The 16609-nt window shown below is 34.3% G+C and carries 20 protein-coding genes; 5 read left to right on the forward strand and 15 right to left on the reverse strand.

Going from position 1 to position 16609, the window contains the following annotated elements; genetic code table 11:
• Positions 1–4 precede the first annotated feature (4 nt).
• On the reverse strand, positions 5–367 hold the full coding sequence (locus tag MKX14_RS16470) for a DUF3592 domain-containing protein (RefSeq protein WP_240282991.1): 363 nt from the start codon (positions 365–367) through the stop codon (positions 5–7).
• Positions 368–609: 242 nt separating this feature from the next.
• On the opposite strand from MKX14_RS16470, the gene MKX14_RS16475 reads away from it, so the two are divergent.
• A complete protein-coding gene (locus MKX14_RS16475) occupies positions 610–1857 on the forward strand; it encodes a mechanosensitive ion channel family protein (RefSeq protein ID WP_005070199.1) in 1248 nt (415 codons plus the stop codon).
• Between the two features lie 87 nt (positions 1858–1944).
• Here MKX14_RS16475 and MKX14_RS16480 read toward each other — a convergent pair whose 3' ends face one another.
• Together MKX14_RS16480 and MKX14_RS16485 are read right to left on the reverse strand one after the other, a co-directional pair.
• Positions 1945–2349 (reverse strand): hypothetical protein, encoded by a 405-nt coding sequence (locus MKX14_RS16480; RefSeq protein ID WP_240282992.1) that lies wholly within the window; start codon positions 2347–2349, stop codon positions 1945–1947.
• Positions 2350–2482: 133 nt separating this feature from the next.
• Positions 2483–3748, reverse strand: a complete 1266-nt coding sequence (locus tag MKX14_RS16485) for an MFS transporter (protein WP_240282993.1) — start codon at positions 3746–3748, stop codon at positions 2483–2485.
• Positions 3749–3859: 111 nt separating this feature from the next.
• Between MKX14_RS16485 and MKX14_RS16490 the strand changes: the two genes are divergently transcribed.
• The 4 genes from MKX14_RS16490 to MKX14_RS16505 all read left to right on the forward strand — a co-directional run bounded on the left by MKX14_RS16490 (position 3860) and on the right by MKX14_RS16505 (position 6321).
• Positions 3860–4306, forward strand: a complete 447-nt coding sequence (locus MKX14_RS16490) for a winged helix-turn-helix transcriptional regulator (RefSeq protein WP_240282994.1) — start codon at positions 3860–3862, stop codon at positions 4304–4306.
• A gap of 85 nt (positions 4307–4391) precedes the next feature.
• Positions 4392–4721: a hypothetical protein gene (locus MKX14_RS16495; protein WP_001210983.1), complete on the forward strand. Its 330-nt coding sequence runs from the start codon at positions 4392–4394 to the stop codon at positions 4719–4721.
• 339 nt (positions 4722–5060) lie between these two features.
• Complete coding sequence (locus tag MKX14_RS16500) at positions 5061–6044, forward strand: hypothetical protein (protein WP_050444568.1); 984 nt, start codon at positions 5061–5063, stop codon at positions 6042–6044.
• Positions 6028–6321 carry an STAS-like domain-containing protein gene (locus MKX14_RS16505; protein WP_031966473.1) on the forward strand — a complete coding sequence of 98 codons (294 nt, stop codon included), beginning with the start codon at positions 6028–6030 and terminating at the stop codon, positions 6319–6321. Before MKX14_RS16500 ends, MKX14_RS16505 begins: the two co-directional genes overlap by 17 nt.
• 87 nt (positions 6322–6408) lie before the next feature.
• On the opposite strand, the gene MKX14_RS16510 is transcribed toward MKX14_RS16505, so the two are convergent.
• The 12 genes from MKX14_RS16510 to MKX14_RS16565 all read right to left on the reverse strand — a co-directional run bounded on the left by MKX14_RS16510 (position 6409) and on the right by MKX14_RS16565 (position 16608).
• A complete protein-coding gene (locus tag MKX14_RS16510) occupies positions 6409–6804 on the reverse strand; it encodes a hypothetical protein (protein WP_031960191.1) in 396 nt (131 codons plus the stop codon).
• Positions 6791–8224, reverse strand: coding sequence for a S1 family peptidase (locus MKX14_RS16515; protein WP_240282995.1), 1434 nt, complete (start codon positions 8222–8224; stop codon positions 6791–6793). Before MKX14_RS16515 ends, MKX14_RS16510 begins: the two co-directional genes overlap by 14 nt.
• Before the next feature lie 309 nt (positions 8225–8533).
• Complete coding sequence (locus MKX14_RS16520; protein WP_240282996.1) at positions 8534–8830, reverse strand: hypothetical protein; 297 nt, start codon at positions 8828–8830, stop codon at positions 8534–8536.
• A 107-nt stretch (positions 8831–8937) separates the two neighbouring features.
• Positions 8938–9081 carry a hypothetical protein gene (locus tag MKX14_RS16525; protein WP_199976227.1) on the reverse strand — a complete coding sequence of 48 codons (144 nt, stop codon included), beginning with the start codon at positions 9079–9081 and terminating at the stop codon, positions 8938–8940.
• Positions 9081–10199, reverse strand: coding sequence for an ATP-binding protein (locus MKX14_RS16530; RefSeq protein WP_240282997.1), 1119 nt, complete (start codon positions 10197–10199; stop codon positions 9081–9083). Before MKX14_RS16530 ends, MKX14_RS16525 begins: the two co-directional genes overlap by 1 nt.
• A gap of 11 nt (positions 10200–10210) precedes the next feature.
• A complete protein-coding gene (locus MKX14_RS16535) occupies positions 10211–10540 on the reverse strand; it encodes a hypothetical protein (protein ID WP_109428878.1) in 330 nt (109 codons plus the stop codon).
• 2 nt (positions 10541–10542) lie between these two features.
• The gene (locus MKX14_RS16540) at positions 10543–10731 is read right to left on the reverse strand and encodes a hypothetical protein (protein ID WP_000812654.1); all 189 of its coding nucleotides are present in this window, start codon (positions 10729–10731) and stop codon (positions 10543–10545) included.
• Positions 10732–10955: 224 nt separating this feature from the next.
• Entirely contained in the window at positions 10956–11867 is a 912-nt protein-coding gene (locus MKX14_RS16545; protein WP_109428879.1) for a hypothetical protein, read from the reverse strand.
• Positions 11864–13828 (reverse strand): hypothetical protein, encoded by a 1965-nt coding sequence (locus MKX14_RS16550; RefSeq protein ID WP_213066329.1) that lies wholly within the window; start codon positions 13826–13828, stop codon positions 11864–11866. Before MKX14_RS16550 ends, MKX14_RS16545 begins: the two co-directional genes overlap by 4 nt.
• A complete protein-coding gene (locus tag MKX14_RS16555) occupies positions 13829–14716 on the reverse strand; it encodes a phosphoribosyltransferase-like protein (RefSeq protein ID WP_109428880.1) in 888 nt (295 codons plus the stop codon).
• The gene (locus MKX14_RS16560; RefSeq protein ID WP_240282998.1) at positions 14706–15944 is read right to left on the reverse strand and encodes an N-6 DNA methylase; all 1239 of its coding nucleotides are present in this window, start codon (positions 15942–15944) and stop codon (positions 14706–14708) included. Before MKX14_RS16560 ends, MKX14_RS16555 begins: the two co-directional genes overlap by 11 nt.
• Positions 15937–16608: a LexA family protein gene (locus tag MKX14_RS16565; protein WP_109428882.1), complete on the reverse strand. Its 672-nt coding sequence runs from the start codon at positions 16606–16608 to the stop codon at positions 15937–15939. The genes MKX14_RS16560 and MKX14_RS16565 overlap by 8 nt, the downstream gene beginning before the upstream one ends.
• Position 16609: the final 1 nt, after the last annotated feature.

Below are 16609 nucleotides of genomic sequence, written 5' to 3' on the forward strand. Positions count from 1 at the left end.
TGACCTAAATCATCACTTCACCCAATATCGAAATATTCTTGAAATTTTTAGGGTCATATTTAATATTGATAACGCTACCCACTTTATATTTATGTTGATCTTGTTTAGCAATAAGCACCTTTAGATTTTCAGTAAGGACTTGGCCTTGCTCAGTTTGAAATTTCAATTTGACATAACATAAAGGGCGATATTGCACCTTAGCTAATGAGTCTTGAAAATATACGACCTCGGCAGAAGTCATCTTTCCTCGTTTATAAATTAAAAATCTTTGAAACTGACTTTTAAGAAAAAATATCCAAGCAATATAGATAAACAATAAGCTGAACCAGACTGTTCCAATAAAAGTCAAAAAATCAGAAAATTTCACTCACTCAAACCAGAATTATTCGTTTAACGCATTATTCTAAATGAACTGATACGCCTGATCTAGTTTATATAATTGGTCTGAACCCTAAGCAGATGAAGCTTTAAAATTAACGGATCGTAATTAAATTTGGGCAGGGTATATAACTTAGTTGTTGTATTTATGACTACATATGTAAACAAACCTTATGATCAAATGCCTTAACCCTTAAAATTATTGAAAATAAAGTTTAAAGGTGTATAGGTTTGGATTTTTTAAATTTTTTCCGTGATATTCGGGGTGAGTTAAGTCAATATCCTTGGCTAGAAATGTTGGTTTCACTCACGATTTTGATTTTATTTGCTGCAATAGCAAATTTTATTGCCAAACGCATTATTGTTCGGGGCGTTCGTCATTTAGTCACAAAACTCAAATCACCAAATCAGTCTATTTTTGCTCAGCATAGCGTTATAAAGAAATTTGCAAATATTGTTCCTGCCGTTGTGATTATGAACGGTATTGCAACGGTTCCTCATCTATCTCCGAAGTTTATTGCTTTTGTAGAGATGGCGGCACAAGCATTCATTTTTCTTACACTGGCGCTTACAGTCAGCGAACTGTTAAATATCTTTAACCTTATTTATCAGCGTAATCCAAAATCTAGAAACAAACCGATTAAAGGTTACTTGCAACTGGTTAAACTCATTTTATTTGTTGTCTGTGGCCTCATGATTTTGGGAACATTCCTTAAAAAGGATGTGTTCACTTTACTTGCTGGTTTTGGTGCAATGGCAGCGGTATTAATGCTGGTTTTCCAAAACACTATTTTGTCTTTGGTGGCGAGTGTACAAATTGCCTCTTATGACATGGTGCGTATTGGCGACTGGATTGAAATGCCATCACTCAATGCAGATGGTGATGTAATTGATATTTCACTGCATACCGTGACTGTTCAAAACTTTGATAAAACCTATACCACCATTCCGACCAATAAGCTCGTGACCGATACATTTAAAAACTGGCGAGGCATGAGCAACTCGGGTTGCCGTCGAATGAAGCGTTCACTTTTTATCGATCAAAGTAGCGTTCATTTCATGAGTGATGAAGAGCAACAAAAGCTCAAAGACTTTTTATTGTTAGATCAATACTTAAATGCAAAGAACTCTGAGATTGAAGAATTCAATAAGCATTTAAGCAATCAATCTCGTTACAACAAGCGCCGTCTAACCAATATTGGTACATTTAGAGCCTATGTTGAATTTTACTTACGTCAGCACAAGGGTATTGCTCAAAATCAAACCATTATTGTTCGTCAGTTACAGCCGACCAGCCAAGGGTTGCCGTTAGAAATTTATGCATTTACCAACACGATTGCATGGGTATCTTATGAAGCAATTCAGTCAGATATCTTTGACCATTTAATTGCGATTCTTCCCGAGTTTGGTTTACGCGTTTACCAAGCACCTTCGGGTCATGACTTGCAAAGATTGACGGCAGAAATTCACCCAAGTTAAGTTTTTAAGCTGTAAATAACAGCGCATAAACTATTTGGAAAAAGCTCCCAGACGGGGGCTTTTTTTACTCATACTCTTCACAAAAGATTATCCAGCAAACCAAATATTCTGATGATCACACATGGGACTCAAATGTTTAATGCGTAGATTGTCTTGCTCAAAATTACCACTCCCTCCAGTAATATCTAATATGCCCCCTAAGCCGATCTGCTGACCTTTATAACTTAAAGTGTTTTTTTCAGCATCCCACTGAGCGCTATGTTCTGGAAAGACAATGAGTATATCTTTCACATAAAGACATCCTTGCTTTAACTCTAAGTTTCCTTTTAAGCGTGCTGAACCAGAGAAACCATCGTATTGATAGGCTGGGAGTTTCACAGTATTTGTACTGTCGTTTGCTTCTTGTTGGTGGCATCCTGCAACAAGGGCAAATACAGCCGTGTAAAGCAATTTATTATTAATACCCAATTTTGTTCCTATAGGGATTTGCATATATTTGATAGTAATTGTCTAAAGTTGCATATCAATCTTTAGATTGTTAAAGAAGATTTCATTCTATTACCGTTCGAACTTAAGATTTAAAGACTAAACTTTCTTATTCATGGGCTTATAAAACTTTGGGTTATTATATTTTATTTATTTGTATATTGTTATCTTTTTCATTAGTGATTTGAGGCACGATATGGCGTGTCATCCACCAAAATAATAGGGCCAAGAAACTTACACCTGCACCGAGTGCACACACGCCAAGCCAACCTGCATAAGCATAAGTCGCTGTTGTGCTGATTGCACCCAATCCACTACCTACCGCATAAAAGAGCATGTATAGACCAACAAGACGGCTATGCGCTTCTGGACGAGTGCGAAAAATCATACTCTGGTTGGTCACGTGCAAAGCTTGCCCGCCCAAGTCTAACAATACGATGCCAATTACGAGTGCCCAGAGCGAGTGAGCCATGAGTGAAAGTGGACCCCAAGCGAGCAGTAATATTACGAGTGCCAACAAGCTTGTGCGCTGAGCATATCCACGGTCGGCCCAGTAACCCGCACGTGCAGCAGCCAAAGCACCAATCACTCCAACAAGTCCAAAAGACCCAATTACAGTATGCGAGAAGCTATAAGGCGGGGCACTTAACGGCAGTACCAATGCGCTCCAGAAAATATTAAATGCCGCGAACATGAGTAAAGCTAACATACCGCGCACTTGGAGTACTTTTTCTTGGCGAAGCAGATTTAACATCGATGCTAAAAGTTGCGAGTAACGCATGGTAGCGGGCTGAATTTCTAAATGAGGCAGACGTTTCCAAAGCGGCAATGCAATCATGAGTATGATGATGGCTGCGCAAAAGTATACGCCACGCCAACCTGCTACATCACTAATTCCCCCTGAAAATACACGGGCAAGCAGTAAACCAATGAACACACCACTTTGTGCAGTACCGACCACATGGCCTTGCTCATGTGGGAGAGCAGCACTCGCAGCATAGGCAATAAGCCCTTGAGTCATGGCTGTGCCGAGTAAACCCACCGCAAGCATTCCTGCCAAAAGAATAATCGTAGAATGAGCAAAGCCAACCACAAGCAATGCAGATATTAAGGCTAGTAGTTGCAGTGTCATTAACCGACGCCGATTTACCAAATCACCTAACGGCACTATAAAGATTAAGGCTAGGGCACAACCTATTTGAGTGGCGGTCACCACACCACCAATGGCGGCATGACTCACATTAAAGTCACTCGCCAAAATGTCGAGTAGAGGCTGTGCATAATAGACATTTGCTACGCTTGCACCACTTGCTATAGCAAATAGCAAAATTATGCCACGAGGCATGCTTGAAAGCGGTTTATTGCTTTTAGCATGTGAAGTTGAAGATGCAAGAGAAGCTTTCATGGGCCTAAATCCATTCAATCTAGTTTTAAAATGCAACTAGTTGAATGTTAGATCGACTAGTTTTAAAATGCAACTAGATAACTTGTTGCTGATGATTGGTAAGGAAACTTAATGGCGAACTCTACATTGATAAAAAATGAACCTTGTCCTGTTGCGCGCTGCGTCAATCTCATAGGAGATCGCTGGTCACTGCTTATTGTGCGTGATGCTTTTGATGGAATGCGCCGTTTTGGAGATTTTCAGCGCAGCTTAGGAGTAGCACGTAATATTCTTTCTGATCGCCTAAAAAAATTAGTCGATGCAGGTGTTCTTGAACTGCAAGATGCTTCAGATGGCACGGCTTATCAAGAATATGTATTGACCGCTAAAGGGGAGAGTTTGTTCCCAGTGATTGTGGCTTTGCGACAATGGGGAGAGCAAAACCTATTTGAAAGTGGGGAGCGTCATTCGCTGTTAATTGATAAAACTACAGGCCAACAAATTCCATTTATGGCGCCAGTCGCGGCAGATGGAACAGTGCTGAGGGCTTCTAATACTCAAGTGCAAAAGGTCAAATAAAATAAGACAAAACAAAAATAACCTTTTTTAACTTAAATTTGGGCAGATTAGTTGATAACCTTGCGCGTCAAATTAAGGTGAGATTATGAGATTTATATTCCTCTTTATAAGCGCAATTTCAATTCAATGTTATGCAGCATCAGAAGCTATGGAACTTCATTACTGTGAAACTGTGAAGAAAGCAGCGAGTGGGGTGATGGATGCTAGACAACATGAAGTGCCCGCTAAAGAGTTACATGACATCGCCAATCATCTTGAAGAGCAACAAGCCAAACAACTTTACCAAGAGCTTATCAAATCTGCATATTCTTCAAAGCTATTTGAAGACCCTCTCATTAAGTCAAAAGCTGTCGAGAACTTCCAAACTACATGGCATGAACAATGTTTGGCAAAAGAATTAGCTAAAAATATGTGAGGGAGTTGGTGAAATTAGTTAACTAACTAATACTAAAAACCACCTAATTTTTAAAATAGGTGGTTTTTTAATTTTGGAGAGAGGAACGAGATTCGAACTCGCGACCCTAACCTTGGCAAGGTTATAATAAATATTAAATAACAATAGCTTGCAATTTAATGGTGCCGAAATGGTGTCGAATATTTTTTTACAAAAAATTGAGAGATATATGTTTTTACTGGCTATTTCAAAGCAAAGTAATTTCACAGTGAAATAATCTTGAAATGTAACTGTTTGCATGAAATCATACACTTTATATACATACTTGTAAAAAACATAAAAAATTAATGAGGTAATAACTTGAAGTGTTTAAATGATTTCTTAAATTTAGACGGTTTTATTTTTGATGATGAGTATAATTCGATTTGCCTTGATCGAGATCATTTTACACCAGGTTACTTAACTGCTTTAGCTGGTTTTATAAAAGCTCATAATGTTCCTGAAAGAGAATTTCATGCATCTGATGAGCAAATTTCTTACTTAAGAACGATTGGTTTCCATCGAGAATTATGGCAAATAGGGGATAACATTAACCGTGTTAATTGTGGCAGAACTTATTCACCTTTAACCCCTTTAAAAAGTCCTGGGGAAGTGGATCTGGCAAATACAACTATAAATAATTGTATTAGGGAACTTGTTAATCATGAAAAAAGTGAAGGTATCGCAAGTCTTCTTCGTGTAGTTGGCGAGCTCCATGACAATGTTTGGTCGCATGGAAAGTCTACTGGTTTTTCGATGGCACAGCGTACGAAAGTCCCTAATACTAATGGTATGGATCATTATATAGAGTTCGCCTTAGCAGATAAGGGCTTAGGTTTTTTAGAAGAGCTGAAGAGAGCAAGAATAGAAATTAAAGATCATCAAAGTGCAATTGAGTGGTGTATTCAAGAAGGTAATTCTTCCAAACTTAAAAACAAGAGTGAAGATGATTGGACTCAAAGATTGCCAGATGATTTGATAGGTGGTGATCCGATGATGGGATTTGGTGGAGAAGTACCTGAGAACAATCATCAAGGTTTAGGATTAGCCCATCTTATAAAGTTAATTATTGATTACAAAGGTGAATTGCAACTTTGTACTGGAAATGCATTATTATTAATAGATTCATCAGGTAAAAGATCTTACAAAATATTAAAAAATGAATGGAAAGGTGTGGCAATTTCTTGTAGATTCAAGATGTCTGAATTAAGACAATCGATTAAAAAAAATACACTTGAAGATTCCGCTCGGAAACATATAATAATGGAACGATTAAGAGGTGTTAAAAATGATCAAAGTATTTAGTTTGCCCTATGGTGATCTTGCATCAAGAACTTTGGCTGTGCCTTTTCGTCAAATGCTTGAAACAGCTTTTATTGAAGATAAGTCTTCTATAATCGAATTAGACCTTAAGGCTGTTCAGTCAATTTCTGAATCTTATGCAGATGAATTATTTGGAATTTTAGTAAAAGAGTTTGGTGTAGAAACTGTTTTAGATAGAATGAAAATAATCAATGCAGATGACTATGTTTTAGAAAGTATTGCATCGGTAATAGATCGTCGTGCCACAAATTTTTGTTAAAAAATAATCAAAAATTAAAAAGGGCTTAGTGCCCTTTTTAATTTTTACGTCTCGACTGTCGCTGCTGCCTTTTAATAAGATGCTAAATTATCCAGCAAACCAAATACTTTTATGATCACATAAAGTACTTAAGTTTTGAATTCGCTGGCTATCTCGTTCAAACTGACCAAAACCACCAGCTATGTCCAATTCTTCACCTAAGGCAATTTTTTTACCTTTATAAGTTAAAGTCTGATTTTTGCTATTCCATTCTGTAGATCGTTCAGGAAATACAACTAAAATGTCATTCACATATAGACACTCATCCTTAAGTTGTAATGGTCCTCTTAATCGTGCAGAAGCAGAAATACCATTGAATTGATAAACAGGAATTTTTACTGAGTTAAGTTGATCTTTATTTTCTTGCTTACTGGGTACTTGCTGCTGACATGCAGCAAGTAGTCCTAACGAAGCAACCGCTAATAATATTTTATTGATATACAAGTTGAGCTCCTATATCAGCCAAGTAATCTACGCTGGTATAAATGACTGTATTTGTGATTGTTTCGCCAGTATCTTTCCATGAGCATGCTGACTGAATACCAAATGCTACATTTAATGCAAACCATGGGCCGCCACTGTCACCTCGCACACAACGCAAAGTACCTAAGCCAGATGTATGATTAGTGCCAGCTCCACTTTGGGTATTGGTAACAACTACATAAGTGTTTCCACCTGGATGATGATTCGCACCAGTAATTGATATTACTTCACCACAGCTTTGCATCAATGCTGGATTTGTTGGTGAAGTTTGTCCAAGGTGACAAACATAAGATCCTTTAACTGTTCCACTTTTTACTGCAGTACTTGTTCGATTTCGTTTACCTGTTAATGCTCGAGCTGGTGATGTAGCATCCGCATAAAACTCTGGTACAGCTTGTTGAGTAGTAGTCGTTCCAGCTTTCATGAAAGCTAGATCCATTCCAGTATCATCACGATACATACCTGCTACTGGTGAAATAGCATATTGAGTTCCATCTTTATCTTTATAATTTAAAGGAACATTTGGATCTATACAGTGGCCTGCAGTTATAACGCCAAGCTCACCAGTAGAAATTCTTTTTGCAGTAAAGCCTGTCATACAGTAGTTACCACCTGAATTCGTTACTAACCATGATCCACCACGTGTTTTAGTAGGGCGAATACCAGTAGGAATTTCTGATAAATCTACTTTGACGTTGAGTAGTCTTTCGAGAGCTTGTTTATCAACTTGTTTTAGAGATTTCACATAGACTAAGGCATTTCCTGTCTGCTCATTATCTAAAATCATTTCAACTGTAGGGTAAGCCTTTTTAACAGCAGCAAAAGATTTATTAAGATGATTTACTCGTTGTTGCTTAGTATTTGAAGCTCCTTGTATAAGGGTAATAGGGGCACTTACACCGCGCTCAATAGCTCTATATGCTGATTCCACTTCTGTTTCAGTTAAATTTGCCAGCTTTCTAACTTGAATACGTTCTTGAACATTTTTATTTTTTAAAAGCTTAATTGATGTATCTGGTTTTCTTTCTAATTTAAAAGCTTGTTGAGAATTATTATTTCCAACAACTTTAACTTTTAATCCGAAGTCAGGTCCATTATCAAAATATAGGCCAGAAATAACATTTTTATATTTATCACTTAAACCTGCTACCTGATTATCTGTACCATGCATAATAAGTAATCTTCGCATAGCTTCGTCTAATGTAACTCCATAAGATGCTGCATAGTGTTTCGCATCAAATGCTAATGTCTCAGCGACATTCATTACAGGTTTTTGTTGATTTGAATTACTATCTGCTGCAAATACACCAGTCGAAGTAAATGCAATAAATAAAGTGGTTGAAAGGGTTTTTAATTTAAATTTCTTGTATTTAGATGACATTTTTTATCTCACAATGGAATCAATTATGAGTCTAAAACCTAACATATAGTTTTTTTATAAAATATTAAAGCGTGTAACTAAATATTTTACCAATTGATAAAATATAAGAATTGATATGTTAAATAGTTAATATAAATATAAAAATATAATCATTATAAAATTGTAAATAAATTAATTTATAAGTGGTTTTTACATTGAATAACTTTAATAAAAACATTGTTTTTAAATTTGTGATTTTATTTATTTAAACTTGGAGTTTTTGGTGGAATATATTTTTATAAAAAATAATAAAGGGGCAGAAGCCCCATATTAATTCTTCCGTCTCGACTGGCGTTGCTGCCTTTGTCTATTTAAATTTTCAAGGATAGGAATAACTTCATTTGGATCGTAAAGATGCTTGCCATCAGTCCCTTTATTGAGTGGACGAAGCTCATCAATAATCAATTTACGGGACAGGCTATAGCGCTCCATTAACCATGCTGCAGTCACACGGTTTGGTATTTCCTCAGCTTTCATTTCAATGACTTTCCCCACATTAGGAATAATTTCATGAATGAATACCTGAGGTGGTTTTTCTGCTTCAACAACGACTATATATTTTCCCATACCTTTACCTATCTAATTACCCCTAAATACTGCAATGTTCTCAAGAGTGACCGCAGAGGGTCAGCAATACAGTCACTCATGTAGAACATTGCAGCTCTAAAATTGTTTTACTTTCTCCAAGTCGCTTCTTTAAATTTCGCCTCATCAACTAAGCTATCGATTTGAGACGCGTTCACATTGTCGTAGTAATGATTCATCAGGTTACCGAACACAATCAGTGTTCGGGCTGAGGATGAGTAACGGAAGCTCATTAGGCAATTTCTCCCTTAGCAAGCTTTTCAATTTCAACTTGAACGGCTGGTAGTTTCGCCACTTCAATTTGCATGAGCGAATCTATTCCTAAGTATTCACACACAGTTTTAACGTCTAATCCACGCTCATCTATAAAAGCTTGTAATTGATCCCGTTGCTTATCACTAATCCCATTAAATTCGGGTGGACTAATCCATGAGTTTCTTTCTTTGTCATACTGGCAGTTCAAGGCTTTAGCACGCATTAACATTGTTTGGCGCATGTTCTGGTAATACATGTGTTCTTTATCAAGCGATTCAGTTAATTGATTCAGATCACCTGCATGCTCAGCTTCTTCACAGCTTTGTTTCCAGTTTTCTAGCTCTTCTTGAGCTTTTGCTGCTGCAAGTTGAGTAGGTGTTAAGGTGTTGATGTGATCTTTAGCTTGGGTGATCAGATCAGCTAAGAAAGTTGGATTAGCTTTTAGATCTGGCACCCACACTTCTCCAGTTTCTCCGCCCAATGCACCTGAGTTTTTTGCATGGTGAGTAGGAGAGGGTTTGAAATTAATAACGCGGGCATTCTTACCTTCGCCCGTAGTAACTGTTGTTAAATAACCCATGATGTCTGCAATACGGTAAAGCTCATTTCGGTTTTTACCGCCTAGATCTGGACGATAAATAATTTGATCACCGTTTTGATCTTCTGAAGCATGCGCAATGAAAACAACATCTTTGCCTAGACTGATTAAAGTGTTGATGTATTGCTTGAACGTTTGGTTTGCTAAACCTTGAGCTTTTAATTTTAAAGAGCCATCTTTTTGACGGTTATTAGCAGTTAGCAATAGATGAGTTTTAATGCATTCAAGCATTGCGCCAACGGTATCAATGATTACAGTTTTATAAGGTGCTAAGTCTTGAGGAGTTAAATTTGCTACATCACTCCATTGTTGAACCTGCACAACCGCACCGCGACGTAGTTCACCAGTACGGTGAGCACCACGGTCAAAGTCAAATGAAATAGCTTTTTCAGCAGTAAAACCCATTGATGATTTACCCAAGCCAGGATCAGCGTATAGGTACACAATGATTGCTTGAACCAATAAAGTTTGGTCAGCAGTAATTATAGGTAGAGCCATTTTTCTTATCCTTATTTTAAACCAGTAAAGCCGCGCTTCTTCTTATAAGCTTTGCGGTCATACGAAGGGATATTGTTAAGTTGGAGGGCAATCGCTAAAGCTTTTTTGCGCTGGAAGCTAATCTCATTCATTAAGGATGCGTAAACCTTAGGACGCTTCGCCTTAAACTCTTCGACATTTAAAGGAGTTTTCACTTCACCTTTTAATGTGTACAGCACACTGCCGTTTGCATTAGCAGCATAAACAGTCCAGCCGATACGTACAGAGTAGAGACCAGTTAAGCGGTCAAGGCCGATATAAGCTTTAACGCCGTCTGGATGTGGTTTGAATTGAGCATTCATGATTAGCCTCCCATCATCCAAGATGCAGCGGCTACAGCAATTACCCAAAGAATGAATGAAAGGGCAATGAATATAAGGAAGTCGATGACATTCGCTTTAATGGTAGCGAAACGAGAAGGGCGCTGTTCTTCAACAGTAGGGTGTTGATATAAGCGTGATGTGGTTTGACTAGGAATAGGGTTTTGTTTCATACTTACCTCGCGTAATGCAAAGCACCCATGAGTTCGAAGGCAGGGGTGCTTTTTTATTGTCTACGAGATAAATATTACCAAAAAGGTAATTTAATTCAAGAGTAACACAAAGGATTTATAGAAATAAGGTAATATTTCTAAAGGGTAAATAATAAAAATTAATTTAATTCATTGATTTATTGCATATTAATTTTATTACCTTATTCATGATTAACTTAATGTTTTTACTGTATAGGTGTTAAGTAAATTGAATAAATATGCCATTCTTTTACACCTATAGTTCTGTTTTCTAAATGAAGTGGATGATCATAAAGTAAACTTACATCTTTAGAATGTAAATTAGCAAACAAAGCACTTGCAATAGTCGTGGGCTTTGTCCCTAAAGGAGCAACAAAAAGTTTTTGTCCATCATCTAATGATTTTTTATAATAATTTAAGAGCTCAAAGGAAGAAGTAGGATCCAAAGCAGAACAGAAATCAATTTCAAAATTTCTATTATCAATGAGTAAATTTAAATGGGGAACAATGGATTCTAGCTCTAATCCAGAATTAAATGCAGGAGTCGCAAAAATTGTCTTAATTGATTTTCCTTGTATCATTTGGAATTCTTCTAAAGCAATTTCCATCCTAGATGGGTCAAATCCTACAAAAAAAACTCCTAAATCTAAATCGTCATGGTGTAAATCTCCCACTGCGCCAGGAATAGGTTTATATCCAATTGGGTAGTGCGATAATTTATAAAAATCATCACTTTCATCTTTATTGTATTTCAATGGTTCGATATAGATAATTTTAAAGTGTAAAAAGCTTAACGCAATAAATTGTTTAATTAAATAAAATATCTCAGGTAAACCTAAAGTGGTACTATCAATAATAATTGTATTTTCAGCGTTTATGAATTCACTTAAGTATTCAATATTATTAAATTCAACAATTTTGTTATCAATAGAAAATTGCATTGTATTAGGTTCAAAATGAACGGAATGAATAGTTGAGCTTTTTTCTGAGAAAACCTTTAATAATTCTCTTCCTCTATCGTCAAGTGCTTTACCACAAAATAAGTGGATATTTGAAGTAGTCTGAATAGAAAAATTATCTTTAATATCAGTGTATATATGAGCTTTAAACTTTTTCATTCAAAAAAACCTAATTGAATAGTATTTTGTTGATCACTATTTAAAATAACTCTTTTGGGGCGAACTAGTTGTGTTAGTAAGCCTTTATATTCTGTTTCTGTGCCATTAATTAAATAATGGAAATCTTCAACTGATAGTTCGATCTTTCTTTTTCTTCTATAAGAAATATTGAAATAAGGAGCGTAAATGGGATTTAAAAGATAATCAACAATATCTAATCCTATTTTAGACTTGGTTTTAGTTTCAGAAGATTCTATAAGAATACTGTGTTTTTTTGCTTCTTCAATAAATATTAACTCATCCTCATTTAGCAATCTGTTTCCTGAGTTGATAGTAAATTGGTTTTGCTCAGGTTCGCTTAGTAGGGGGTTCTCTTGTAATACTCTAAAAATATTACCCAACCTTAAAGTAAATATTCTTAACTTCTCTCCATACTTACCTAATGTTCTAATTTCCTTTATTAGAGCATTTGAAGCCTCAAATGCAGATTGAGCTTGGATTTCAATATTAAACTGATTATTATCTAAATCAAACATTTCATTAATTTCTAGAGTTTTATAGCAAAGTATTAAGAAGTGTCTTAAATTTCCATTTGCCATAGTATAAAATGCTTCGAATCCACTAAATAATGGGCATTTATTATCATTGAATGGTCTGTACAATTCTAATAAAGCACCAAAAAGATTGTTGTGAACCCAATCATTAAACTTACTAGGTTGCTTATTATGATAAGCAATATATTGTTCAAGTATAGATTCAGGAGTATTACTTTTCCTTTCTAAGAGAAAAGGAATAATTATTAAGGCTTCAGGAAGAAAGCCTGCAAATTTAAAATCAGAAAGATTAATAGAGCTTTTTTCTAATTGTTTACTAATTTTTTGATCTATTTTATTAGAAATTCGCTCAGTTTTATATGCGTTCTCTGCATGTTCTTTTATAGTTATACTCGGGAATTTTTCTTTAATTAATTGAATCATATTGTTTTGATAATCTACATCAGCTCGTTCGCTTAAGCGAGTTTCATCTGTTACAAGATTTATATCAATTTTTGTATCTTTATTAAAAGCTAAATTAAAATTATTTATAAAGACTTCAGAGAAAAAAGCTCTTCTTTCATTATCTTTCATTAACTCATCTAAGTCTTTATAGTTATAATCATGTGTAGCATTAATTGATTCATTTCCAATAGTCATATTTTCATCAAAAAAAACTTTTGAAGTAAAGTTTACAATTAAAGGTTTTTGTGAATGTTTGAGAACGGTATTCATGAAACGTCTTTGATAACTAAGAAGATTCTCAATTTCATCGATATAAATATAGAAGTTAATATTGCTTAATTTTTCATTTGATTTTAATGATTCGATAAATACTTGTAAAAAATTGAGACCTGGAGGGTAAGCTTGGGGTTCAACAACTTCAATATTTGAAATCCAAGAGCTAAAAGATCTATGTTTTACTTTTAAATAAGTTTCTAGCTCTAATAGATTTGTAGGAATATCTAAACCAAAATCAGCTAATTCATTAAGTTTAATATTTTTAAGATCATCATGGTTAAAAAAGTTATAATTACTTTTAGAAATATGATAAAGGGATTTGCAAATTTCACTAGAAATTATAATTGCAAAGTATTTTTCAAAAATATTAATCCATTCTTCAATACTTTTATTTCGTTTATACATGGAACTACTAAAGTGAGTATCAATCCTCCAATAAATACCTACATGCTCAATCTCTTGTTGAGGAATAAAGTCTCGCTTCAAAGAAAACTTTGATTGATAAGATAAATATTTAAGTAACATTGTTTTACCGCACCCTCTTTTTCCAATGAAATAAGTAGGTTTGGTAGCATTAGTTAGATTTAGACGTTCGAAATATGGAGGGATATAAAAAGTACCCCATACGTCCGCATCATGTTCTTCCGCTCGGGTTTTTGTAAGTAATTTATAATCAATAGTGCTCATTTATCTACTCACTAGACTTGTCCACGAAGTGGAGTTATCTCTAAGAATTTGAATTGTATTATCTGGTGCCCCAAAAAAATATGAAAGCAAAAGAGCTTGATTCAAATGACCTAAAGAATTTTTTTCATGAAAAGACGCTCTTTCGTTTATAGCATTAAAAACATCTATAGGTGCAGTATAATTAGATGGCCAAATAGATGATTCTACCCATTTACTACATAGATTTACAAAAGATCGGTCGGAAGTTAGAAGTTCACCATAAAAAACTTTTAAAGAAGGAAGTTCTTTTTTTAGATAATTTAAGGCATCTTCATGGGCTAAACCTACAACAAGTGCCGAAGTTGAATTTTCATCAAGCATTAAATTTTTGTAATGTCTATTTATCCATTCCTCAATTTGATGTCCACTTAAAATAGCATCATCGATTAAAAAGTAAGCCTCTTTAGCATTAAGCCCCATTCTATAAGAGTCAGGATATTGAAAATTACCTCTTGGAACATATTTTTTTAATAAAGGTATAATTATTTCTCCACTTTTACCTGGTTTACCATATCCATCAATATTGAAATTTACAGGACCCATGTAAAATATTTTGCTGTTATATCCTTCAAATAATATTTGTTGCCATGTAAATCTATAACGATCTTCATCTTTGATAAAATAACTAATGGCTCTTCTAATAGCCTGAAGCATTAGCTGAGTCATTTGTTTTTCATTTCTTACAATCATATTTCTAACTATAAGATGTCCTAGAAGCTGTTCTTCAGGCCCTTCAAATTGCCTTAACCAGATTCTTGCACTTTCATGAGTAATATTATCCCATAGCTCAATTTCACTTAATTGTTTTATTTCTCTTTTTAATTGAAATAATTTTGAATTAAAAGACATGTATATCTTCCATATTTAATGGTAAATTTAATATTTGATCATGTGTAATATATTTTGCGCCTGTTCCTTGTGAAACAGTTTTTAAATATTCTTGACCATCATTGCTTGTAAGTATCTTATAAATGAGTTTTGTTTTATTTTTTTTAGGTCTTATAACAATAATTGAGTCGGAAATTTCTAAATTATTAATATCTACTATTTTTATTTTTTTATAAAAATGTCGACCAACTCTTGCTATTAAAATATCATTTTTTTGCGCATATTTTATACAAATATCTGCAGAAGAGTTAGAAGTAATAGACAGAAAATTCTTTTCATTATTATTAAAATTAGTTGTATGAAATATTTTTCTATTTGGATTTTCTTTGATAAACTTTGAAGAGACATTCCCTCTAAATATAGTTTCAATGTAATTGCTAAGTTTTTGATTATTTTGTGGATTTCTATTTAAAAAGTAATCCATTCTTTCATAGCATGATATATTTGATCTTAATGCTGGATTAATTAATTTATTTTTTACTAATTCATAAAACTGAATTGGATATTTATTTTCTGGTACAGAATTCTCAATTATTAATAAGTGGGCGTAAGTTTCTGTTGAATCAAATACATAGGGTTCTAGTTTTATAATTGTGTTAATTTTGTATTCGTTAAGCAATATTTTTCTAATATTTTTATAAGCCTTATTTACTAATAGGCCATTAGGAAAAATTAAACCTACTTTTCCATTTTTTTTAACGGCACTTAAAATTTTTGTTAAAAAAATTAATGGAGCAGGAATTCTATTTAATTTAATGATTTCTTTTTCTAAAGATGTTTCACTTTTTAATTTTTCTAATATTTTTTCCTTTGAGAAATAAATATAAGGAGGATTACTTATGCCAATATCAAAACTTTCATATGGAATATTTCCATTAATAATGTCCATATTATAAGTAAAGATATTTTTCTTTTGAAAAGAAGCTAATCTGTTAATTGCTAAAGTATCTATATCATAAGCATGATAAGTACAATTTTTCCAACTTTTATAAGAACCTAATATTAAATTACCGCATCCGCAGCCTAAATCAATAATATTTTGATTATCTACCTTACCTACAAGCTCACATAAAATTTCAGCAATCGAAATTGGGGTATAATATCTACCTAGTTTATCTGTAAGCTTACGAGTGTGGATTTGATTATTATAAAAATCTGATAAATCCATTAATTCATTTTTTTCAAACATCTCTGTAAAGTCCTACAACTTTTCCAACTAGTTTGCATCCTTCTCGAAGTTCCATAATTTTTTCATGCCATTTTGGATTCAGTGGTTCTAAATACATACCGTTGCTTTCTACAATCAATTTCTTGAAAGTTGCTTCTGTTTCCCCATCACACGACACAATCACCAAATCACCTGTTTTTAAATCACTTATTTGAAAATCAGGATTTACATATATTTTGTCACCTGGTCTAAAATCAGGAGACATAGATTCTCCTACCACAATTAAACCGTAGCCATTTTTGCCACATTTAGGATTTGGAGGTAACCATTCCTTGAATTGAGTTCCTATTGGAACAGAATCTGCTGTAGTCCAAGTGCCAGCCTGAACCCAAGAAATTACTGGTACTAACCGTCCAGCTATTGGAAAAGGAGTAGAAATATTTTTATCAATATTATTTGTAGCTTCTTTCTCTTCGTGAACTTGATCTAACCACCCATGTGGTTTATTAAATGCTTCTTCAATCTCTCTTGCTACTTTATTACCAATCCCTTTAATTGGATTAGTTCCAGCAAATTGACTAGTTTGAGACTGACCTTTATTAATCTTTTCAGCAAAATTAGATACGCCGCCCACTTGCTCTACAAGAATACGTGTATTTAGATAGCGGATACTCTTACTGTCCATA

The sequence above is a fragment of the Acinetobacter pittii genome (genome assembly GCF_022449185.1).
Lineage (GTDB): Bacteria > Pseudomonadota > Gammaproteobacteria > Pseudomonadales > Moraxellaceae > Acinetobacter > Acinetobacter pittii_I.